19 protein-coding genes are annotated in these 22,034 nt (G+C 73.7%); 11 read left to right on the forward strand and 8 right to left on the reverse strand.

Features of this window, described 5'->3' with window-relative positions:
* Positions 1-109 precede the first annotated feature (109 nt).
* From ABZT03_RS21010 to ABZT03_RS21020, 3 genes are all read right to left on the reverse strand, one after another.
* Positions 110-1,090, reverse strand: coding sequence for a PHB depolymerase family esterase (locus ABZT03_RS21010; protein ID WP_356041429.1), 981 nt, complete (start codon positions 1,088-1,090; stop codon positions 110-112).
* A 336-nt stretch (positions 1,091-1,426) separates the two neighbouring features.
* Positions 1,427-2,905 (reverse strand): glutamate-cysteine ligase family protein, encoded by a 1,479-nt coding sequence (locus ABZT03_RS21015; RefSeq protein WP_356041431.1) that lies wholly within the window; start codon positions 2,903-2,905, stop codon positions 1,427-1,429.
* Between the two features lie 504 nt (positions 2,906-3,409).
* Positions 3,410-3,736: an antibiotic biosynthesis monooxygenase gene (locus ABZT03_RS21020; RefSeq protein WP_356041433.1), complete on the reverse strand. Its 327-nt coding sequence runs from the start codon at positions 3,734-3,736 to the stop codon at positions 3,410-3,412.
* A 130-nt stretch (positions 3,737-3,866) separates the two neighbouring features.
* Here ABZT03_RS21020 and ABZT03_RS21025 point away from each other — a divergent pair, with 130 nt between their 5' ends.
* From ABZT03_RS21025 to nadE, 5 genes are all read left to right on the forward strand, one after another.
* Positions 3,867-5,582 carry a serine/threonine-protein kinase gene (locus ABZT03_RS21025; protein WP_356041435.1) on the forward strand — a complete coding sequence of 572 codons (1,716 nt, stop codon included), beginning with the start codon at positions 3,867-3,869 and terminating at the stop codon, positions 5,580-5,582.
* Between the two features lie 151 nt (positions 5,583-5,733).
* Complete coding sequence (gene rpmG / locus ABZT03_RS21030; RefSeq protein ID WP_356041436.1) at positions 5,734-5,898, forward strand: 50S ribosomal protein L33; 165 nt, start codon at positions 5,734-5,736, stop codon at positions 5,896-5,898.
* 61 nt (positions 5,899-5,959) lie between these two features.
* Positions 5,960-6,223, forward strand: a complete 264-nt coding sequence (locus tag ABZT03_RS21035; RefSeq protein WP_356041438.1) for a type B 50S ribosomal protein L31 — start codon at positions 5,960-5,962, stop codon at positions 6,221-6,223.
* A gap of 106 nt (positions 6,224-6,329) precedes the next feature.
* Entirely contained in the window at positions 6,330-6,452 is a 123-nt protein-coding gene (locus ABZT03_RS21040) for a 50S ribosomal protein L36 (protein ID WP_356041440.1), read from the forward strand.
* Between the two features lie 160 nt (positions 6,453-6,612).
* The gene (nadE, locus tag ABZT03_RS21045; protein ID WP_356041442.1) at positions 6,613-7,455 is read left to right on the forward strand and encodes an ammonia-dependent NAD(+) synthetase; all 843 of its coding nucleotides are present in this window, start codon (positions 6,613-6,615) and stop codon (positions 7,453-7,455) included.
* A 40-nt stretch (positions 7,456-7,495) separates the two neighbouring features.
* On the opposite strand, the gene ABZT03_RS21050 is transcribed toward nadE, so the two are convergent.
* Positions 7,496-8,338, reverse strand: coding sequence for a maleylpyruvate isomerase family mycothiol-dependent enzyme (locus ABZT03_RS21050; protein WP_356041444.1), 843 nt, complete (start codon positions 8,336-8,338; stop codon positions 7,496-7,498).
* Between the two features lie 170 nt (positions 8,339-8,508).
* On the opposite strand from ABZT03_RS21050, the gene ABZT03_RS21055 reads away from it, so the two are divergent.
* Complete coding sequence (locus ABZT03_RS21055; protein WP_356041446.1) at positions 8,509-10,626, forward strand: FUSC family protein; 2,118 nt, start codon at positions 8,509-8,511, stop codon at positions 10,624-10,626.
* A gap of 40 nt (positions 10,627-10,666) precedes the next feature.
* Here ABZT03_RS21055 and ABZT03_RS21060 read toward each other — a convergent pair whose 3' ends face one another.
* Positions 10,667-11,902: an amino acid deaminase/aldolase gene (locus ABZT03_RS21060; protein ID WP_356041447.1), complete on the reverse strand. Its 1,236-nt coding sequence runs from the start codon at positions 11,900-11,902 to the stop codon at positions 10,667-10,669.
* 384 nt (positions 11,903-12,286) lie between these two features.
* On the opposite strand from ABZT03_RS21060, the gene ABZT03_RS21065 reads away from it, so the two are divergent.
* The 5 genes from ABZT03_RS21065 to ABZT03_RS21085 all read left to right on the forward strand — a co-directional run bounded on the left by ABZT03_RS21065 (position 12,287) and on the right by ABZT03_RS21085 (position 17,887).
* Positions 12,287-12,880 carry a TetR family transcriptional regulator gene (locus tag ABZT03_RS21065; protein WP_356041544.1) on the forward strand — a complete coding sequence of 198 codons (594 nt, stop codon included), beginning with the start codon at positions 12,287-12,289 and terminating at the stop codon, positions 12,878-12,880.
* Between the two features lie 299 nt (positions 12,881-13,179).
* Positions 13,180-14,238: a helix-turn-helix domain-containing protein gene (locus ABZT03_RS21070; RefSeq protein WP_356041449.1), complete on the forward strand. Its 1,059-nt coding sequence runs from the start codon at positions 13,180-13,182 to the stop codon at positions 14,236-14,238.
* Between the two features lie 72 nt (positions 14,239-14,310).
* On the forward strand, positions 14,311-15,060 hold the full coding sequence (locus ABZT03_RS21075; RefSeq protein WP_356041451.1) for a class I SAM-dependent methyltransferase: 750 nt from the start codon (positions 14,311-14,313) through the stop codon (positions 15,058-15,060).
* A 109-nt stretch (positions 15,061-15,169) separates the two neighbouring features.
* A complete protein-coding gene (locus tag ABZT03_RS21080; RefSeq protein WP_356041453.1) occupies positions 15,170-16,885 on the forward strand; it encodes a RecQ family ATP-dependent DNA helicase in 1,716 nt (571 codons plus the stop codon).
* A gap of 75 nt (positions 16,886-16,960) precedes the next feature.
* On the forward strand, positions 16,961-17,887 hold the full coding sequence (locus tag ABZT03_RS21085) for an SDR family oxidoreductase (RefSeq protein ID WP_356041455.1): 927 nt from the start codon (positions 16,961-16,963) through the stop codon (positions 17,885-17,887).
* 89 nt (positions 17,888-17,976) lie between these two features.
* Here ABZT03_RS21085 and ABZT03_RS21090 read toward each other — a convergent pair whose 3' ends face one another.
* From ABZT03_RS21090 to ABZT03_RS21100, 3 genes are all read right to left on the reverse strand, one after another.
* Entirely contained in the window at positions 17,977-19,536 is a 1,560-nt protein-coding gene (locus tag ABZT03_RS21090; protein ID WP_356041457.1) for an FAD-dependent oxidoreductase, read from the reverse strand.
* Positions 19,533-20,264 carry a class I SAM-dependent methyltransferase gene (locus ABZT03_RS21095; RefSeq protein ID WP_356041459.1) on the reverse strand — a complete coding sequence of 244 codons (732 nt, stop codon included), beginning with the start codon at positions 20,262-20,264 and terminating at the stop codon, positions 19,533-19,535. The genes ABZT03_RS21090 and ABZT03_RS21095 overlap by 4 nt, the downstream gene beginning before the upstream one ends.
* A gap of 85 nt (positions 20,265-20,349) precedes the next feature.
* The gene (locus ABZT03_RS21100) at positions 20,350-21,543 is read right to left on the reverse strand and encodes a lycopene cyclase family protein (protein ID WP_356041461.1); all 1,194 of its coding nucleotides are present in this window, start codon (positions 21,541-21,543) and stop codon (positions 20,350-20,352) included.
* Between the last annotated feature and the right edge of the window lie 491 nt (positions 21,544-22,034).

The following is a 22,034-nucleotide window of genomic DNA, read 5'->3' on the forward strand; positions in this document are numbered from 1 at the left end:
GTGGCCGGTGGCCGGTGGCCGGTGGCCGGTGGCCGGTGGCCGGTGGCCGGTGGCCGGTGGCCGGTGGCCGGTGGCCGGTCGCGGGGGCCGCCGCGTCGGTCGAGTCCGGTCAGCCGAGTCCCCAGGCACGCCCGAGCCGTTGTGCGGCGCACAGGTTCACGTCGAGGACGTAGGCCCCCGCGACCCCGCACTGCTCACTGCCGCTGCCCGGGTCGACGGGCTGGCCGTGGCCCATGCCGGTGATGCTGTACGTCTCGACCGCCGTACCGCCGGAGGGGTCGCGGAACACCTGGTGGGGGTAGCCGGCGACGGTGTCACTGACGTCCGCGGTCCGGTCGGCGCCGTGCACGTCGGTCCACTGTGCCGTCAGGTCCGTCATGTTGACGGGCTTCACCGTGTAGTCGGCGGTGCCCTGGAAGACGGTGAGCGCGGGCCACGGGCCGGCGTAGCCGGGCCTCGCGGCCCGCACCCGGTCTCCCCACTGCCGAGGGGTCTGCGTCGCGCCGACGTACATGCACACGTACGGCGACGCGGCGGCCTGCGCGCAGCCGTACGGCAGGCCGGCGACGACACCGCCCGCGGCGAACTTCTCCGGGTACGCGGCCATCATCACCGCGGTCATCCCGCCGCCGGCGGAGAGCCCGGTGACGTAGACGCGCGCCGAGTCGCCCGAGACGTCGGCGAGTTGGCGTTCCACCATCTGCGCGATGCTCGCGGCCTCGCCGTTGCCGCGCTCGATGTCGCCGCTCTGGAACCAGTCGAAGCAGCTCGACGCGTTGTTGGCGGTCTGCTGCTGCGGCAGGACGACGGAGAAGCCCCAGCGGTCGGCGAGTTGGAGCCAGCCGCTGCCGGTGCCGTAGCCGGCGGCGTTCTGCGTGCAGCCGTGCAGGGCGACCACCACGGGACGGCCGGCGGGCAGCCCGTCGGGCACGTGGCGGAACATGCGCAGCGCGCCGGGGTTGCTGCCGAACCCGGTCACCTCCTGGAGGGAGGCGGCAGAGGCGCGGCCCGGGGTGAGCAACACGGAGAGAAGGGCGAGAAGGAGGGTCGCCAGGAGGACGGGACGGCTTGCGGCTCTGGTCTGTGTCATGGAGAGGGAACGTAGAAGCGTGAACCGCCCGCTGATATGGGGTGGCACACCACAACGGGCCGTCCAGGCATGTCTGTTGGGCGGCGCAGGGGGGCCGACCCGAGGGAGTCGTACTCCTGGAGCCGGATGATCGTGGCGAGTTCGCGGCTCAGCGTCCAGCCCCTTACGGCGACGCGCCGCGCGTGGGGCCGACTGCCCGGAGTCGGCCGAACAGGCGCCGGATCACCACCGGGTCGGTGCTCCCGCTGTCCGTGAACCGCTCCGAGGTGGCGACCTCACCCCCCCGGCTCCGTGGACCCACCCAGGTCGCGGCGTCGGAACCCGGCGCCGGCCGCGTCAGTCGACCGGCCAGGTGTGGACCGGGGCGTTGAGGTGCATGTAGTCGATGTACAGCTGCGTCATCCTCCGCAGCGCCTCACGGCGGCCGGAACGGTCGGAGGAGTCGATCGCGTGGAACATCTCCTTCTGCCAGACGGCCCCGTTCCGGCCCGTCACGCACCGCTGCTCGATGATCCCCAGCAGCGGCTCCCGCCAGGCCGTGTCCATCCCGGAGAGCTCCAGCCCCCGGTGCGCCAGCGGCAGCAGACGGCGCAGGACGAGTTCGGGCACCGGCACCTCGCCCATACCCGGCCAGTACAGCAGCGCCTCGATGCCGTGCCGCGCCGCCGTGTGCAGGTTGTCCTCGGCGGCCTGGAAGGACATCCGTGACCACACCGGACGGTCCTCCTCGACCAGGGCGCGGGTCAGGCCGTAGTAGAAGGCGCCGTTGGCCAGGGTGTCGGCGACGGTCGGGCCGGCCGGCAGCACCCGGTTCTCCACGCGGACGTGCGGCTTGTCGTGGGCGATGGCGTAGACCGGGCGGTTCCAGCGGTAGATGGTGCCGTTGTGCAGGCTCAGCTCGGCCAGCTCGGGGATGTCGCCGCGGTCCAGGGTCTGCACCGGGTCCTGCTCGTCGCACAGCGGCAGCAGGGCCGGGAAGTAGCGCAGGTTCTCCTCGAAGAGGTCGAAGACGCTGGTGATCCATCGTTCTCCGAACCACACCCGGGGACGCACCCCCTGCACGCTGATCTCCTGCGGGCGGGTGTCGGTGGCCTGCTCGAACAGGGGGATACGCGTCTCGTGCCAGAGTTCCCTGCCGAACAGGAACGGCGAGTTCGCCGCCAGCGCGACCTGGACCCCGGCGATCGCCTGAGCCGCGTTCCAGTAGTCGGCGAACTCGTCCGGGGACACCTGGAGATGGAACTGGGTGCTGGTGCAGGCCGCCTCCGGCGTGATCGTGTCCGCGTAGGTCCGCAGCCGGTCGACGCCGTCCACCTCGATGCGCAGATCCTCGCCCCGGGCCGCGAACACCTGGTCGTTGAGCAGGCGGTAGCGGGGGTTCTCCGACAGCGCTCCCTCGCCGGCGTGCTCCTCCCGGAGGGTGGGCAGGATGCCGATCATGATCAGGCGGGCGTCGACCGACCGGGCGCGTTGCTCCGCGTGGTTCAGCGCGTCCCGGATCTCGTTGGCCCACGAGTCGGGGCCGCCCGCCGTGAGCCCGCGGGGCGGAATGTTGATCTCCAGGTTGAAGCGGCCCAGCTCGGTGGACCAGGTCGGGTCCGCGATCGCCTCCAGCACGTCGCTGTTGCGCATGGTCGGTTCTGCGGCTTCGTCCACGAGGTTCAGCTCGATCTCCAGCCCCACCTGGGGCCGCTCGGACTCGAACCGTGACTCGCGCAGCATCTGGGCGAAGGCGTCGAGGCACTCGTGCATCTTGATGCGGTACCGGCGACGGTCCTCACGGGTGAAGACCACGGCCGGGACGTCCCGTCCCATCGGCCCTCCCGGGTTTCCCCCCCTCGGACACCTTGCCCGTCCAGCGTCGCACCACCGGGCGGACGCCACCAGGCGGGCGGTGTGAGGCGGTGACGGGCGGTGACCGGTGGGCGGTGAACGGTGGGGCCCGGGGGTGTCGGGCGGTGCCGGGTGCGAGTGCGGGGCGGTGCCAGGTGCCGGGTGCGCGATGCCGGGTGAGGGGGGCGGCGACGACCCGGCGCCGTGCCGTACCTGCCGGCGCTCCCGCGTACCACGCCTCCCGGGGACACGCCGACGGTGTGGCGCCCGCCGACCGCGAACCGCTCGGCGTACGAGAGGGTCCGGGCGGACGGCGGCACCCAGTACCCGGTCGGTTCCGGACCCCTGTCGGCACGCCGACCGGCGGCGGCGCTTCGGGCCGGCCCGGCCTTGGTTCGCCGAGGCGCGGCGGACCTACGACCCGCGAGGATCCCGGTAACGGGGCAGGGCGTCCTCTGACGTCCGGCGTCCCGCCGGCAGGCTCGGCTACGCGCTCTTCGGCGGCGTCTGCTGCACCACGTCGAAGGACCACAGCGTGGAGCCGCTCGCCGCGGGCCGGGGGCGCTCGCCGGCCGTGCCGCCGCCCTGGTGGGCCGCCTTCATGGGGCCCTCCATCCACGCCTGGAAGGACGCCTCGTCACGCCACCGCGTGTAGACGAGATAGTCGTCGGTGCCCTCGGTGGGACGCAGGAGCTCGAACCACTCGAACCCGTCGGAGCTCTCCACGCTGTGGGCGCGCGAGGCGAAGCGCTTCTCCAGGGTCTCCCGCTGCTCGGCGGGGACGGTCAGTACGTTGATCTTGACTACGCTCATGCCCTCATCCTGCCGCACGACGACCGCGCGCGGCCGGCCGGCCCGGCGGTCCCGGTGGCGCGCTAGAGTCTGCGCGTCCCCGGTCAGACACTCCGTCGCGGGTGGTCTCGCGCTGGGGGATGTCACCGCGATGTGGTCCGAACGGCTGGAACTGCCCGGATACGAGATACACGGGGTGCTGGGCCAGGGCGGTTTCGCCACGGTGTACCGGGCCTCCCAGCTCGCCGTGGGCCGCGAGGTGGCGCTCAAGGTGGACAGCAGGACGCTGTCCTCGCCCCGCGACCGTCAGCGTTTCCTGCGGGAGGTGACCGCGGCCGGGCAGTTGTCCGGACACCCGCACGTGGTGTCCGTGTACGACGCCGGTGTCCTCGCCGACGACCGGCCGTACATGGTGCTGGAGTTGTGCCCCGGTGGCTCTCTCGGCGACCGGCTGCTGCGCGGCGGGCCCCTGTCCGTCGCGGAGGCGTGTGACGTCGGCGTCGCCGTGGGAGGCGCGGTGGCCGCCGCCCACGCCGCCGGCGTGCTGCACCGCGACATCAAGCCGGGCAACATCATGGTCGACCGGTTCGGTGCCGTGGCCCTGACCGACTTCGGGCTGGCGGCCATGCCCCGGCCCGGCCGTGAACTGTCGGTCACCCGGGAGGCGTTGACTCCGGCGTACGCGCCGCCCGAGGCGTTCCACCTGGCCGAGCCGACTCCGGCGGGCGACGTGTACTCGCTCGCCGCGACGGTCTACGCCCTGCTGCGTGGCCGCCCACTCCACTTCCCCGAGGACGGCGGACAGCTCAGCATCGCGGAACTCATCGTGCGCCACGCCGGGCCCTATCCCGGTCTGCCCGGTGTGCCGGCGGCCCTCGACGAGGTCCTCGGGCACGCCTTGGCGGCGGACCCCGCGCACCGTATGCCCGACGCAGGCACCCTGCGCGACGCCCTCGCCGCCGTCCGCGCGGACACCGTCCGGCGGACCGGTCACGTACGCACCCCGTCCACCGCGGCCACGGTTCCGGCCCGGCGGGACACACCGCCACCGTGGGACCGCGCCGGGACGTCCGCGTTCCCGACGACGCTCCCGGGGGCACCGCTCGGCCCGGACGGGTCGGGCCCGGCGGTGGCCGTCACGCGGTCGGGGGCGGGCCCGGCCGCGGTGGTCACGCCGCCCGACGGCACCGACCCGGTGGCGGCCGTCACGCGACCGGACGGGCGGAAACCCGACCGCAGGCGGCGGTATCGACTGATCGCGGTGCTGGCCGCGGTGTCCGTGTCGGTGAGCGTGTCGTTCACGGTGATCACCTATCAGAACCGGTCCTCCGACACGAGCACCGACAAGGGCACCGGAGAAGGCACCGGCAAGTCCGCGCGCACGGGTGGGTCCGACGCCTCGTCGGGTGCGAGCACCGGAGCGGACGCGGCGTTCGCAGGGACGCCGACCAGCACGCGGGACTGCCCGGCCGCCGGCGTCGAGGGCGTGGGCGGCAGATGTGTCACCACCCCGGAGTGCTGGAGCGGCATCACCGACATCTCCGGCAGCGTCACCGTCAGCCGCGCGGACTGCCAGGTGAAACACGTCTGGGAGACCTTCGCCATCGCGCGGCTGCCCGAGGACGGCATGACGAACAACGCCCGGGACCTGATCAGGCACCCCGACGTCAGGGCGCTGTGCGCACGGGACATCGCGCTCAGGTCCCGGTCGGCCGCGGGCCGCGAGGTGACCGTGCCGTGGCGGACCGACATCGTTCCGCCGTCCGCGCAGGAGTGGGCCGACGGACTCCGCGTCTTCCGCTGCGTCGCCGCGGCCGGCACGGACGACGGCGAGATCACCGGCAGCCACTTCGGCGCGGCGGGCTGACCGCGTCCGCTGCGCCGGGCGGTCACCCGCGGATCACGGGCGCCGGACGACGTCGGCCGGGCCGGGAATGCATCGGCGGGGGGAGGTGTTCCCCTCCATGTAGCTGGCATGCACCGTTCAATGCCGGCGATGTGGGTGAAAGGAGTACCTCATGGCACGCAGCACCGCGCGTCCCGTCGTCAAGCTCAGGTCGACCGCCGGGACCGGCGTCACCTATGTGACGCGCAAGAACCGCCGCAACGACCCCGACCGGCTCGTCCTGCGCAAGTACGACCCGGTGGCCGGGGAGCACGTCCCCTTCCGCGAGGAACGCTGAAGCACCCCTGTCCGTCCGCGCCCGCGGGCGCGGACGGCGGGACGATGAGGAAGGCAACACCATGAGGTCCACCATTCATCCCGTCTCCCGGCCGGTCGTCTTCCGTGACCGTGCTGCGGGCACGGCATTCCTGACCCGCTCCACCCTCGACTCGACCCGGTCGATCGAGTGGGAGGACGGCACCACCTACCCGCTGGTCGACGTCGAGATCTCGTCGGCGAGTCACCCCTTCTACACCGGGAGGACGCGGGTCCTGGACACCGCGGGCCGGGTGGAGCGCTTCGAGCGCCGCTACGGCCGCCAGGCCGCGACGACCCGGCACTGATCACCGGCGGAGAGCCGAAGGGCCGGCGCCGAGGACCGGCGACCGCCTTCCGTCCCCGGTAGCCGAGCCCCGAGGGCCGGGCAAGAGGCAAGAGGAGAGCAGAGCTGTGAAGGTACGCAAGTCGCTGCGCGCGCTGAAGTCCAAGCCGGGCGCTCAGGTGGTTCGCCGACGGGGAGTCGTCTTCGTCGTGAACAAGAAGAACCCGCGCCTCAAGGCCCGCCAGGGCTGACAGCGCCCCACTGTTCCGGCCGGCCCGGTCCCGCACGTCGCGGGGCCGGGCCGGCCGCGTCCGAGGTCCCTTTCCGAAGAAATGCCCCCGGATCCAAGGCGGGCGGGCGTCGCCCGAACCGTCTTCCGGCTGGTCCGACCCGGCCCAGTACAGTACGTGCATGGCGAAGCTACGCGAGCAGATTCTTGCCGAACTCGGCGTCAAGGCGACCATCGTGCCCAAGGTCGAGATCCGGCAGCGGGTCGACTTCCTCAAGGACTACCTGCGGTCGACTCCGGCCAAGGGTTACGTCCTCGGGATCAGCGGCGGCCAGGACAGCACGCTGACCGGCAGGCTGTGCCAGCTCGCCGCCGAGGAGCTGCGGGCCGAGGGCCATGACGCCACCTTCGTCGCGGTCCGGCTGCCCTACGGTGTGCAGGCCGACGAGGAGGACGCGCAGATCGCGCTCCGGTTCATCCGGCCCGACCGGTCCGTCGCGGTGAACGTCAAGCCGGGCGCGGACGCGGTCGCCACCGAGGCGGCAGGCGGCCTGGGCGGGCTGTCGGGTGACGGACCCGGACTGCGGGATTTCGTCCGCGGCAACATCAAGGCCCGCGAACGCATGGTGATCCAGTACGCGATCGCCGGACAGCTGGGTCTGCTCGTCGTGGGAACCGACCACGCCGCCGAGGCGATCACCGGCTTCTTCACCAAGTACGGCGACGGCGGCGTGGACCTCACCCCGCTCACCGGACTGACGAAGCGTCAGGGAGCGGCGCTGCTCCAGGAGTTGGGCGCACCGCCGAGCGTGTGGAAGAAGGTGCCGACCGCCGACCTGGAGGACGACCGGCCCGCGCTGCCCGACGAAGAGGCGCTCGGACTGACGTACACCCAGATCGACGACTATCTGGAAGGCGCCGACGTCACGGCGGACCTGGCGGCCAAGGTGGAGTCGGGTTATCTCGCGACCCGGCACAAGCGGACCGTGCCGGTCACCCCGCTCGACGACTGGTGGCGGCGCTGAGCCGGTCGTAGTCCCCGGAAGCCGTGGCCTCCGGGGACGGTCACGGCGCGGCGAACAGGGTCGGGAAGCGGGGCGCGAGCCAGGGCTTGCGCCCCCGGGCGAGGACCTGGCCCTGGGCGATGGCCCGCCACGGGTTGCGGCGGCCCAGCGCTATGAGGAGGAAGGCGACGGGCTCGATCAGGATGGTGCAGTCCGACCGGTCCGGCGGCCCGGGAGTCACCTCGACCGCGCCGTCGGTGAGGGTGACGCCGAACGCCGTACCGCCGCCCCGGAGACGGATGGTGTAGCGGGCCGTGAGGCCGGCGGTGGCGGCCGGGTCGGTGACGTGCGGCATGACCGACAGCATGAACGGCATGCACAGCCCGACGCGGTCCGGGTCGATCATGTGGGGGCGCTTCACGGCGCGGGCCAGGTCGTAGCCGTGGCCCAGCATGTGGGTGAGCAGGTAGGACGCGAGGACGGTCCGGTCCATGGCGCCCAGCGGTGTCACGACCGGCGGCGCGGCGGTGGCCCGGTCGCCGGGCGCGTGCCGTTCCACGGCGTCGAGGAACACGTCGGCCTGCTCGGTGATCTTCGCCGCCAGCGGCTCGGCCGCGCGCTCGCCGAACAGGGCGAGTGACCGCGCGTTGGCCGCGGCCAGACTCTGCGGGGTGCCGTCCCCGTAGGGGCGCTCCAGGCCCCGCGCGAGGTCGGCCATCAGCTCGTTGGCCAGCGCCAGATGGGCGGCGGCCTCTCCGACCGTCCACTCCGAGCCCGGTACCGGGACCGCGCTGTCGGACACGCACCGCAGCAGCGCCGCGATGTCGCCTGCGGTCGCCCGTATCGCTGTGCCGAGCCCGTCGGGCAACGGCTTCTGGACATCTTGCCGCACCGTGGAACGCACGCCGCCCGACCCCTCCCGCCTGCGCGACCGTCGCGTCCGGCGCGCGTTACCCAACCAGACCGGGCGGCGCGCGGCAAGCCCTTGCGCGCCCCCGGGTTCGCCCCTCTGACATGCACTTCCTTCGCCCGGGTCCGACAATGGTCGAGGGCGGGCGCGACGCGAGGACGCCGGTGCACCGTCGGCGGGGACGCCGCGACACGGCGGTGACGGTGATGCGGCCGGAGGCGGAGATGGTCCGCGAGGAGGCTTGGACGAGGTTCCTGCGTCCGGCGGTGCAGACCACGGTCGCCGCCGCCACCGGCTTCTACCTGTTTCTCTACGGCTTCGACGAACCGGTGGCGGCGCTGTACGCCCTGTTCGCCCCGATCGCGCTGGGCCCCCTGGCCTCGATCGCCGGTGCCGGCCGGCAGCGGGCGCGCGTCATGGTGTGCGCGCTGCCGTTCGGCCTTCTCCTCGTCGTCCTCGGCACCGCGCTCGCGGCGAGCACCTGGACGGCGGTCGCCGGCATGGCCGTCGTCGGCTTCCTGCTCGGGTTCGCCCCCGCCGGCGGTCCCCGCAGCGCGGGCGCGGCGCCGGGGCTTCAGCTGTTCTACATCCTGGCGTGCTTCCCGCCGTACGCCCCGCAGACCCTGCCGGCCCGGCTCGTGGGGGCGGCGGTGGGCGTGCTCGCGCTGGCCGCCTGCAACTCCCTCCTGTTTCCCGGTGTGCCCGCGCCCACCTACCGCCGACGGCTGGCCGACGCCCTGGACACCGCCGCGTCGGCGGCCGCCGGTGGTCACGTTCCCGTCGAGGACCTCCGTGCGCGGGGCGAGCGGCTGCGGTTCTCGTACGTGCCGCCCGGTCACCGCCCCACCGGCCCGGGACGCACGGACCGGGCGCTGAGCCAGGCCGGCGCCGCGAGCCGCCGACTGATGGAGGGTTTCGTCGAACTGGCGGCGCCCCGCGGCGCGCCCCCCGTCGCGGACGCTTCCTGTGCCGCACTGCTCGCCCGCGTCGCGCAGGTGTGCGCGGCGGCCGGCGCGGCCCTGCGCACCGGCGCGGGCACCCCGTCGGTGATCGCGCTGGAGGAGTCGATCAGACAGACGCAGGCGGAGCGGGTACGGCAGGCCGCGACCCCTCGGCGGCCCGGCATCGGCGTGTTGCGGAGGCAGGCCATGGTGCTGGAGGTCGCGGCGGCCACCTGGGTCGCCCTCACCGCCCTGGGCATCGCGGAACGCGGACGGACGGCGCCCCCGGCAGCGGGTGACGTCTTCTGGTACGCGGATCTGCCGACCGGTCGGCTGTGGGCACGCCGTGCGGGCGCCAACCTCACCCGCCGCTCGGTGTGGTTCCAGAACGCCGTACGGGTGGCGCTGGGCCTCGCGGCGGCCCGGCTCGTGGCCGGCACGCTCGACCTCGCGCACGGGTTCTGGGTGCTGCTCGCGGTCCTCACCCTCGGACGCACCACCGTGGGCGCGACCTGGGGCGCGATCCGGCGGGCGGTGACCGGAAACCTCGTCGGGGCAGCGGCGGCCGGTGTCCTGCTGCTCACCGTGGGCCGGCACACGGACGTCTACGCGGCCCTGCTCGTACCGGCGATGCTCGTGACGTTCGTCCTGGGCCCGCGCTGGGGCATCACCTGCGCCCAGGCCCTGTTCACCTTCCTGGTCGCCCTCGTGTTCGCCCAGGTCACCCCCGTGAACTGGCGGCTGTCAGAAATACGGCTGCTCGACGTCGTCACCGGCAGCCTCATAGGCCTGCTGTGCGGACTGCTCGCCTGGCCGGCCGGGGGACGGCGGGAGGTCCGCCGCACGATGGCGGACCTGTTGCGAGCGTGCGGAGCCCTCATCCCGCCCACCACCGACCTGCTGACGGACGCGTCGACCGCACGCGCGAGCCTGCCGACGCTGCCGCTGCTGCACCGGCTGCGGCTGGCCGAGGCCGCGTACGCCCAGTACCGCAACGAACCGTCCGTGAACCGGCCGGACACGCCCGCCGACTGGCACGCGGTGCTCGTCGTCGCCCACCAGACGCTCCTGGGCACGCAACGCCTCCTGCGCTTCGACCTCACCGCCCCCGGCCCTCCCTCAGCAACCGGGGAAGGCCCCACGCCCCGGTCGGACGCCCACGCCCGGCCCCGAGCACCCGCCCCGGCGGCGCTGCGGGCATCGGACGGTGGCTCCAGGACCGACACGATGCCGGAGACGACGGTGGCACAGCCGGTCCTCGTCGACCTGGACGCCTGGCTCACCGGCATAGGCCGCCGCCTCGACCGGATCTCGGCGTCGATCCCCACGGATCCGGTCTGAGGCAGGTCTGCCGCGAGGTGCGCGACCGAGGGAGACGGGCTCACAGGAAGTGGCGTCCCTCGCCGCGATACGTGGGGACCGTCTCGATCACCTCGTCGCCGCCGACCAGGTGCAACTCGCCGACGCGCTCACACAGTTCGCCGGCCTTCGCGTGCCGTAGCCAGACCCGGTCGCCGATGCGCAGGGTGGGTGCGGGGCCGCCCACCAGGGGCGTCTGGACCTCGCCGAAGGACTCGGTGGCGGTGACGCGCAGCCCGGGTGGCCAGGCCGGCGTGGGCATCCGGTCCCGGCCGGGCGGGCCGGAGGCCACCCAGCCGCCGCCCAGGAGCGTGGCGATGCGGGCGGTGGGCCGGCGGACGACGGGCAGCACGAAGAACGCCGCCGGTGCGGGCCGGAAGGCCCGGTAGAAGTCGAACAGGCCGGGACCGTACAGGCCGGAGCCCGCGGCGAGTTCGGTGACGGCGTCCTCCCGGGTGGTCGTCTCCAGGCTGCCGGTGCCGCCGCCGTTGACGAACCTCAGGGGCGTCACGGCCCGGACGGCGGCGACCGCGGCGGCCCGCCGTTCGCCGAGTTCCCCGGCGGAGGAGTGCTGCATCGCCCGCAGGACGGCCCGCTTGATCCGGGAACCGGGCTGGTTGTCGCCGAGGCCCGCGATCTGGCCCTCGTAGCCCATGATCCCGGCGAGTTCGAAGCCGGGGCGTGCCGCGACCTGGCGGGCGAAGGCGGCCGCCTCCGCGGGGGTGTGGACCGGGGACCTGCGCGGGCCGAGATGGAGGCGGCCGCCGGCCAGCCGCAGGGCGGCGTCCAGTTCCAGGCAGACCCGGACGGGCGTCGCACGGGGGCCGGTCGCGGCGTCGATCAGGTCGAGGTGCTCGACGCAGTCGACCATCAACGTGATTCGGGAGGCGAGGCGTTCGTCGGCGGCCAGGGTGCGCAGCGCGGTGCGGTCGGCGGTGGGGTAGCCGACGAGGACGTCGTCGAACTCCTCGGCCAGCCACAGTGCTTCGGGGAGCGTGAAGCCGAGGATGCCCTGGAATCCGGGGCGTTGGAGGGCGCGTCGGATGAGGGCGCGGGAGCGCAGCGACTTGCTCGCCAGCCGGATCGGTTTGCCGGCCGCGCGGCGCTCCAGGTCCGCGGCGTTGGCGTCGAAGGCGTCCAGGTCGATCACGCCGAAGGGGGGTTCGAGTCCGGCGGTCGCGGCCCGGAGCCGGTCGAACCGGTCCGGGGCGCCGGCGGCCGTGGTGACGTCAGCGGTGGAGGCGGTCCGGGCGGTCATCGTCCGAACTCCTGCCGTGCGGCATGCGAAAGGCCCGCCCGCCGCGTCGGGGCGGGCCGGCGCGACGACTCGGGAGCCGCCATCCTGTCCATCCTGTCCATCCCGTCGGGAACAACAGTGGCCTTCGGGCGCACTCGTGCCTCCTGCGGTGCTCGTGCCAGGTGTCGGTCCTCGCTACGGTCGCCCACCGCCCAGAAGTAAGTCAAGCGTCCAGGACGTTTGACTTACTTCTGGGACGAGGAACCTTCACCCGGCCGCGCGGGCCGCCGCCGGACGACCTCCGCCGGCCCGGGCGGCCGGGTCCCGGTCGGTGGCGTGTGGTTGGTTATCCTTGCGGGCGCCGAAGAACCCGCAGGTGAAGCGAGAGGAGTACGCGTGCCCCGCATGGCGGCGAGCGACCGGAGGGCCGAACTCCTCGAAGCGGCGATCCGGGTCATGGCACGGGACGGCGTGGCCAAGGCCACCACCCGGGCGATCGTCAGCGAGGCCGGCATGACCCTGGGGGCCTTCCACTACTGCTTCACGTCCCGTGCGCAGATGCTCGAACTCGTCACCGAGACCCTCACCGAGCGGTACGTCGCCGAGGTCCGCGGGCTGTTCGCCCCGCACAAGGACATCCGCGACAGCGTCCTCGACAGCCTGCACGCCTTCTGGAAGGGCTTCGAGGCCAACCCCGGTGAACACCAGATGAGTTACGAGCTCACCCAGTACGCGCTGCGCACCCCGGGCCTGGAGAGCGTCGCCGGGCGACAGTACGAGATCTTCCTCACGGCCTTCGCCTCCCTGCTCGAACTGGCCGCCGACAACGCCGGAATCGAATGGACCGAACCCGTGCCGGTGCTCGCGCGGTACGTGCAGTCACTCATCGACGGGCTCAACATGACCTGGCTCGTCGACCGCAACAGCGCGGACAGCAGGGCCGTGCTGGAGATGCTCGCCGACCACCTCCTCCAGCACGCCCGGCCGGCAGCCGGCTGACACGTCCGGCCCACGCGCGCACCGGAACCCCGGGCGGCAGCAGGCTGACGCGCCCGGTCCGTGCCCGCACCGGAACCCCGGGCGGCGCCCGGCGAGGCGCCGGACAGGCCGAGGGGCCCGTCTCGGTGCCGGACACCTGCTGGTGTCCGGCACCGGAACCCCCCGTAGTGCTCCCCGCGCCCCATGGTGCAGGGCCTGATCCCGTCCCCGCATTGCCGGTTCCCGGCAGCGTTTTCTAGGGTCTGCGTGCCGGGGCGTCAGCAGGTCGCCACCGGCACGCCGACGAACGGGGGAACAAGATGACGGACCACCAGGATCCCGACCGGTGTCTCGACGGATACGCCCACATCCTCGCTGAGGTCGCGGTCACCGGGCGGCGGCTCACCCGCGACGAACTGGCCTCCCGGCGCGCCCCGGGAGAGCAGGCCGCCGAGGCGGGCCGCGGGCTGCGCGAACTGGTCAGCGCGCACCTGACCGCCGCCCGTACGGCCTGGCCGGGCCCGGCCGGCTCGGCCGACCGCGCCCTCGCCGCCGTACAGCAGGCGGTGGACGCGTTCGCGGAGGGCTACGAACGCGCCCAACGTCTGGCGGTACGTCAGGAAGAGGCGGCTCGGCGGGAGTTCATCGAAGACCTGCTCTACGGCCGCAGCGACCTGGGGCGGCTCGCCGAACGCGCCGAACGCTTCGGCCTGCGGCTGTCCCACGCCCACGCGGTCGCAGTCGCCGAGGGCCCGGCCGCCTACGGCGAGGGCGACCCGGTCGCCCGGCAGGTGGAGCGCGCCCTCATCGCCCGGTTCGGCGACCGCAACATCCTGCTCACCACCAAGGACGGCCGGCTGCTGTGCGTCGCCCCGGGCCACCAGGACGACATCCTCGCCCACTTCGCCCACCAGGTGCACGCCGCCACCGGCGGCGGCCGGGTCGCCATCGGGCGCCCCCAGGCCGGGGCCGGCGGAGTCGTCCAGTCCTACGAGGAGGCGCTCAACACCCTTGAACTCGCCGCGCGCCTCGACCTCGACGACCCCGTCCTGCGCGCCGCCGACCTCCTGGTCTACCCCGTCCTCACCCGCGACCGGCAGGCCATGGCCGACCTCGTGCTGCACACCCTCGGCCCGCTCACCACGGCCCGCGGCGGCGCGGAGCCCCTGCTCGGCACGCTCACCGCCTACTTCGCGTGCGGGTGCGTCGCCGCCGAGGCCGCCCGGCGGCTCACCCTCAGCGTGCGCGCCCTGACGTACCGCCTGGAACGCATCCACAAACTCACCGGCGCCAACCCCGCCGACCCGGCCCACCGCTACCTGCTCCAGACCGCTGTCATCGGCGCGCGGCTGCTGGACTGGCCCGCCAGGGAGCTGTGACCGCGCCCCCTTCGACGTGACGGCGGTCGAACCGGTGGAGGCGTGATGTCGGCTCCGCGTACGGTCGACGCCATGGCTGACGAGGGCTTCACGCATCCACGGCTCGCCGCGATCCACGACCCGCTCGACCCTGACCGCGGTGATCTCGACGCGTACGTCCGGATCGCCGAGGAGTGCGGAGCGCGGCGGGTCCTCGACATCGGCTGCGGGACCGGGGTGTTCGCGCTGCTTCTGGCCGACCGGGGCCTCGACGTCGTCGCGGTCGATCCGGCCGGCGCGTCCCTGGACGTGGCGCGCGGCAAGCCGGGCAGTGCACGGGTCCGCTGGATGCACGGCGACGCGACCGGCCTGGAGCCGCTGCACGCCGACCTGGCCACCATGACGGCGAACGTCGCCCAGCAGATCACCGCGCCCCGGGCGTGGCGCGACACGCTCCGGGGCGCCTACCGGGCTCTGCGGCCGGGCGGGCTGCTGGCCTTCGAGACCCGGGACCCGGCGCGGAGGGCCTGGGAGGAGTGGAACCGGGAGACGTCGTACCGCGTGCACGAGATCGCGGGCGTCGGCGCGGTCGAGAGCTGGGTCGAGGTGACCGGGGTGAGGGCGCCCCTGGTGTCGTTCCGGTGGACCTACGTCTTCGCGTCGGACGGGCAGGTGCTGACCTCCGATTCGACGCTGCGTTTCCGCGAGCGGCGCGAGATCGAGGTGGACCTGGCGGCGCGGGGGTACCTGGTCGAAGACGTGCGCGACGCCCCGGACCGCCCCGGCCGCGAGCTCGTCTTCCTCGCCAGGCGGCCGACGGAGAGTGAGGGCGACGGAGACTGAAACCGGTCCGGCGGGGCGGCTGGTACGGGCCCGGAACTCTGGGTACCCATCGGCCTCCGCGGGCGCTCCCACGCGTCCGCACCGAACGCGACCAGTGAGGGAGCCTGCCATGGGACCCGGACCGGGACCGGAGGAGCCGCGGACCGCGCGGGAACGGGCCGCGCGCCTGCGGGACATCGCGGCCGACGTGTTCGGCTGGGACGCCCTCCTGCCCGAGCAGCTCACCGCCATGCAGTGGGTGCTGGATGGCGAGGACACCCTCGTCGTGATGCCGACCGGGTCCGGCAAGTCGGCCGTCTACCAGGTGCCCGCCCTGATGCTGCCGGGGCCGGTCGTGGTCGTGTCGCCGCTCCTCGCCCTCCAGCGGGACCAGATAGCCGGCCTCCCGGACGGCGACGACGGTCCCGGCGCGGTCGCCGTCAACTCCGACCTCGGCGCGGCGAGTACGGAGGAGGCCTGGGACGCGGTGCGCCGGGGTGAGGCCCGGCTGCTGTACCTGTCGCCGGAGCAGCTGGCGAAGGAGGAGGTCGTGAAGCGGCTGGCCGGGATGCGGCCCGCGCTGTTCGTGGTGGACGAGGCGCAGTGCGTGTCCTCCTGGGGCCACGACTTCCGCCCCGACTACCTGCGCCTCGAACAGGCCGTACGCCGTATCGGCGGACCCCCCGTGCTGGCGCTGACGGCGACCGCCGCCGCACCCGTCCGCAAGGAGATCACCGAGCGGCTCGGAATGCGCCGGCCCCACCTGATGGTGACCGGCTTCGACCGGCCCAACATCAGGCTGGAGGTCCGCCGCCACCTGGACGACGACGACCGGCGCCGTACCGTGGTCGAGCGGGCCGCGAGCGAGCCCAAGCCGGGCATCGTCTACGCCGCGACCCGCAAGGACAGCGAGTACTACGCCGGTGAACTGGCCGCCCTCGGACTGGCCGCCGAGGCCTACCACGCCGGGCTCCGCGCCTCCGAACGCAGCCGTATACACGACGCGTTCCTGTCCGGGGAGACCGACGTCGTGGTGGCCACCTCGGCGTTCGGCATGGGCATCGACAAGGAGGACGTACGGTCCGTCCTGCACGCCTCGCTGCCGGGTTCCCTGGACGCCTACTACCAGGAGGTCGGCCGCTCCGGAAGGGATGGTGGGCCGGCCCTGGCCACCCTGCACTACCGGACCGAGGACACCGGCATGCAGACCTTCTTCGCCGCGCGGTCCCCGGGCCGCGACGCCCTGGCGAAGGTGATCGGCGCCGTCCACGACCACAGCGGGGACGGAGCCGACCTGGACCTGCTGCGCCAGGACACCGGCCTGTCCAGGAACCGGGTCACCGCGGCGGTGAACCTGCTGGAGGAGGCCGGGGCCGTCGCCACGGGGGAGCGGGGAGAGGCGCGGCCCGCTCCCGGGGTGTCCCCCGACCAGGCGGCCGAGCGGGCCGAGGAGGCCGCGCAGGCGCATCGCCGTACCGACCGGACACGCGTCGAGATGGCCCGGGCCTACGCCGAGACGACCGGCTGCCGACGGCGGTTCCTGCTCGGCTACTTCGGCGAGGACTACGAGGAACCGTGCGGCAACTGCGACACCTGCGACGAGGCGCGCGCCGCGGACGAGCCCGAGGACCGGCCCGTCCACCCGGCGGCGGACGCCTATCCCGTCGGGGCCGAGGTGCGGCACGAGCAGTGGGGCGACGGCACGGTCCTCAGCGAGGACCGCGACCGCATCACCGTGCTCTTCGAGCAGGCCGGATACCGGACGCTCGCCCTCGACGCCGTGTCCGGACGCGACGACCTGCTCACGGTGGTGACCAGACCCGGCCAGGAGCGCGCGGCCCACTGACCCGCGGCCGTCGGTGTCCCGGTGTTTCCGCCGCAAGCGGGGCCTTTCGGTCGGCCCGATCCGGGAACCCGGTGAATGTCCGACCGACCCACCGAGAGACAGGAGGCCGTTGTGGCGGACGAGACCCACTCCGCACAGAACCCGGCTGTACAGCAGCCACGCCCGGACTTCGCGTCGCAGGGCCAGCCCCACCCCGGCTGGACCGGGCCGATGGACCCGCCGCCCGACCACGGCGAGGAGTCCTACCGGGGCTCCGGCCGGCTGGAGGGCCGTAAGACGGTCATCACGGGCGGGGACTCCGGCATCGGCCGGGCCGTCGCCCTCGCCTTCGCCCGCGAGGGTGCCGACGTGCTGTTCACCCACCTCGAAGAGGAACAGGACGACGCACGCGAGACGTGCCGGCTGGTCGAGGACGCGGGCCGCAAGGCGGTCGCCGTCTCCTGCGACATCCGCGAGGAAGCCAACTGCCGCGACCTGGTCGACCGGGCGGTCGCGGAGTTCGGCCGCATAGACGTCCTGGTCAACAACGCCGCGTACCAGATGTCACAGCCCGACGGCATCGAGGCCATCTCCACCGAGCAGTTCGACCGGGTCCTGCGCACCAACCTGTACGGGATGTTCTGGCTCACGAAGTTCGCCCTGCCGCACATCCCGGAGGGCGGCAGCGTCATCAACTCCACGTCGGTGCAGGCGTACAAGCCCAGCCCGCACCTGCTGGACTACGCGATGACCAAGGGCGCGATCGTCACCTTCACCCAGGGGCTGGCACAGATGGTCGCGGAGCGCGGGGTCCGTGTGAACGCGGTCGCGCCGGGTCCGGTGTGGACGCCGCTGATCCCCGCGACGATGCCCGACACCTCGGAGTTCGGCAAGCAGACGGCCTGGGGCCGGCCGGCACAGCCCGCCGAACTGGCCCCGGCCTACGTGTTCCTGGCCTCCCCGGAGGCGCGCTACGTCACCGCGGAGATCTTCAACGCGACGGGCGGCACCCCGCTGCCCTGAGGCGGAGCGGTACCACGGCGGTGTGCTCCGTCCCGGGACGGAGCGCACACCGCCGCGCCGTCCCGTCCCGGTGCGGTTCCGGGGCGCGGTCAGTCGCGCGCCCACCTGGCCAGCCCTCTGAGGGCGGCTCCGCGTCCGCGGTCGGGGACAGTCCACAGGGTCTGGCCGCGCACACCCCAGCGCTCCAGCAGGGCGTTGGCGGCCAGGAAGCCGCTCGTCGCGGCCCGCTCCATCAGGGCCACCGGCAGGTCGGTGCGCACCAGGTCACCGGCGACGACCAGGCCCGGGTCGGGGGTGCGTACCGTCGGCCGGTCGGCGTATCCGCCCACCGGGAACATCGGACAGTCCGCGCGCCACTCGTGCCGTACGTCGACCACCTTCGCCGCGCGCGTCTCCGGGTACACCTCGTGCAACCGCTCCACGAGACGCTTCTGTTCGCCGACCCGGTCGGCGCTCTCCGGTACGGCGTAGGCGTGCAGCTCCACCACCGACCCGCCGGTGCGGCCCGCCCAGCGCGCCGCCTCCTTCTCCCAGCGTTCCAGGACGCTGACGTTGTCCAGCGACCCGTATCCGCTGGTGCCGAGGAACCCCGGACGTTCGGCGGCCACCGGGCGGTCCAGCCACAGGCGGGAGACGAGGAACGGCGGCGCGCCGCGCAGCCGCGCCACCCGTTCGCGCCATCGGCTGTCCGCCAGCCGCGGGGAGCCGGCGACCACCGCGCGCAGGCCGCCCGTGTCGAGGGCGAGGACGACGGTGTCGTGGCGCTGCTCCCCGCCGCCGGCGGCGACGGTGAAGCCGCCGCCGGGTACGGGCGTGACGCCCTCGACGGCCGTCGCCGTGCGTACCTCGACGCCGTGTCCCCGCAGATAGGCGGAGAGGGGTTCCCACAGGGCGGTGGGGAAGGGCTCGTCGGGGACGTCGAAGAGCAGCCCCTCGGACGAACCGAGGAAGTAGATGTGGAACATCAACGCCATCTCCGCCGCCGACAGTTCACGGGGGTCGGCGAAGAAACTGCGGGAGAACACGTCGAACGCCAGGTGCCGGGCCGCCTCGGGGAAGCGGATCGCGCGCAGGAAGTCGTGCGCGCTGACGCCGTCCAGCCGCTCGTACACCTCCGGAACCCGGACGTCGAGCAGGGGCAGCGCGGCGATCGGGTCCATCGCCGCCAGGTCCCGCAGCCCGAAGGTGGGGCTCAGCGCGACGAAGCCCAGGGCGCTCCACGGCGGCGTGCGCGGGACGCGCCGGAAACTGTCCTGGAGTCCGCTGCTGTGGCGAAGCGGGTAGTCGGGCAGCCGGGTGAGACGGTCGAGGCCCGGGTCGGTACGGCGGAGCAGGCCGCGCAGGTTGTAGTACTGGCGGAAGAAGGCGTGGAAGCCGCGGCTCATCGTCACCGCGGTGCCGTCGCTGAGCTCGGTCGGCCAACCCGCCAGGCGCCCGCCGAGGGTGCGCTCCCGTTCGTACAGGGTGACGCGCACCCCTCGCTCGGCCAGGGCTGTCGCGGCGGCGAGACCGGCGATCCCACCGCCCACCACGGCGGTCGTCGCGGACCGTGCCGCCTCGACGCGTGGGGCTCCGGGGGCCGCGCGCAGCACCCGGGCGTGCCGGTCCCTGCCACGGCGCGGTGCCGGGCCGCGGCGGGCGGCGCTCATCGGCCGGCCCCGTCCAGGCCGTCGGCGCGTGCCGCTACGAACGTGTGGGTGATGCCGGTCTGCCAGCCGGGCAGCGGCAGGACCCGAACGCGGTCGAACCCGGTCCGGCGCAACCGGTCGGCGAAGAGGTCCGCCGTGTCGAACTCGACGACGCTGCGCCACAGATGGCGGTACAGCTCCCCGTCCCCGAGCGCCGAGGCCACGGGCAGGACGACCCCGCCGCACACCGCCGTCCACACACGGCGGTGCCTGGCCCGGCCGCTGAGGGCGTACTCGTGGACGGCCAGCCGGCCCTGCGCCGCCAGCAGGTCGTGCACGGTCTTCAACACGGCGTCCGGCTCGGCCGTGTTGCGGAAGAGGTACGCGGCGAACACCGCGTCGAAGGGGCCGTCCACCCCGGCCTCGGCAAGGCCCTCCGCCGGCGCGTGCACGAAGCTCACGTGCTTCGGCCAGCGTTTCGCGGCGGCCCGCTCCAGCATGCCGGCGGACGCGTCGACCGCGGTGATCTCGGCGCCGGGCAGTACGGCGGAGAGGGCGGCGGTCGACGCGCCGGTGCCGCAGCCCAGGTCGAGCACCCGCAGCCCCTCGCCCTGCCGCGGCAGGCCCAGCCGGCGGGCGGAGCGGCGCAGGTGGGAGTGGTAGCCCGGGTTGGCCGCCACCAGGGTGTCGTAGCTGCGGGCGGCCCGGTCGAACGCGGTGGCCAGTGCCTCGTCGCGCAGCAGGGTCATGCGGTCTCCTCGTCGAAGTGGAGGGGGTGGCGGTGTGCGGGATGCGGGTCGGAGGGTGCGGGGTGCGGCGGCTCGCGCCGCGGGGTCAGGGCCCGGGGAAGGGCCGGCGGGGGAGGAAGGGGAGCTCGGCGGCCGAGCGGAGCATCGGCAGAACGGGCGTGCGCAGCCCGATCCCCAGGTCTTCGAGCAGGCGGGTACGGCCGTCGAGGAAGCGCAGCAGCCGCGCGCTGGGGACGTGCGTGAACAGCCGGGCGAAGAAGGCGGCGCCGTCGACCCGTCCGCTGTCCAGGGCGCGCAGCAACACGGCGTCCATGGCCCGGGAACGCGCCGAATGGGCCGGTGGGGGCAGCGGGTGCCGTCCGGCGCCGAGTGCCTCGGCGACGGCTCGCGTCTGACGCTGCACCGCGGCGAACGTGTAGCCGGTGGCGGGACGCGTCGCGCCGCCCGCCGTACCGATCCGGAAGACCGACGCGCCGCTCTGCCGGGCGAACGGCGCGTCGGTCATCGGGATCACGCCGGTCTCCGTCGACACGATCTCGGCGTCGGGCAGCCGCAGGACGTCCTCCGTGTAGTGCCTCAGCGCCGCCCGGTACTCGTGCGGGGCCAGTACCGCGGGGGAGAACTCGGTGTACTCCACCAGGGCCTCCCGTCGGCTCATGGGCAGCACGTAGCCGAACGACAGGCCGCGGGCCGGCTGCGGGGTGCGGAAGTCCATGAGTCCCACCACGTCCGGGTCGAAGGCCGGGCGGCGGCAGCGGACGAACCAGCCGTGGAAGTGCTGCAACAGCGTCGTGCGGGCGGCGGGCAGGCTGCCGAGCGGGCGGGAGTCGAACACCCAGCGCGCACCGATGTCCACCGCGCGACCCTCTGCGGTGCGGGCGCGCAGCCGGACGCCGCCGGTCACGTCCTCCACCGTCTCGACCGCCGCCTCCACGCCGCGCACGAGGGGGCTCGAGGCCAGGTCACGGGCGATCAGGTCCTCGAAGTCGTCCGAACGGAGCATCTTGTAGCGCAGCGGCGCGATATCTCGCTCGATCGGCCGCCCGCCCGGCGCGTGCACGCGCAGCCGCTGCCAGGACGCGGTGAGCGCCGCGTCGTAGGGGCCGGCGTCGGGTTCCCAGAAACACCAGGTGCGCCGCGGGGGACGCAGCGCTCCGGGGGGCGCGTTCACCAGCGCCACGGAGACCGGGCGGGCCGTGGGCGCGTGTCGGGCCAGCCGGTGTGCGAGGGACAGCCCCGCGGCACCCGCGCCCACGATGGCCACGTCCGCCTCCAGCACGACCCCTGCCTCCTCTTACGTTCTGTGTCCGGCGAACCTGTGGTGTGCGCGGGGTGGGCGCCGCGCCCGCCGGTGCGCGGGCGTCCACCTGTTGTGCCGACACCTGTGGTGCCGACACCTGTGGTGCCGCCACTCGTGGGGCAGGCACATGACGTGCCCTCAGCTGCCTGATGTGCGCCCACATGTCCCGCACACACGTCCCCGCGCGCACGCGACCGTACCCACACCGCTATGTGTGCCACGCACGTGTGCGCGCCGCACATGTCTGCCCTGACACGCCCGGTCCGCACACGTCTGCCGCCCACAAGTCCGTTCCGCACACGTCTGCCGCCCACACGTTCGTCCGCACCTGTTCGCCCCACACTTCACCGGCTCGCCCTGCCGCAAGCATTCCGTCCCGCGTACCCCTGCGGATGCAGGCCACGCCGACTCGATGCGCGCGGGAGCCGTCCCGCGGCGAACCGTCAGAAGCCTGGCCTGCGGCGGAGGAT

Source organism: Streptomyces sp. NPDC005574, assembly GCF_040605435.1.
Lineage (GTDB): Bacteria > Actinomycetota > Actinomycetes > Streptomycetales > Streptomycetaceae > Streptomyces.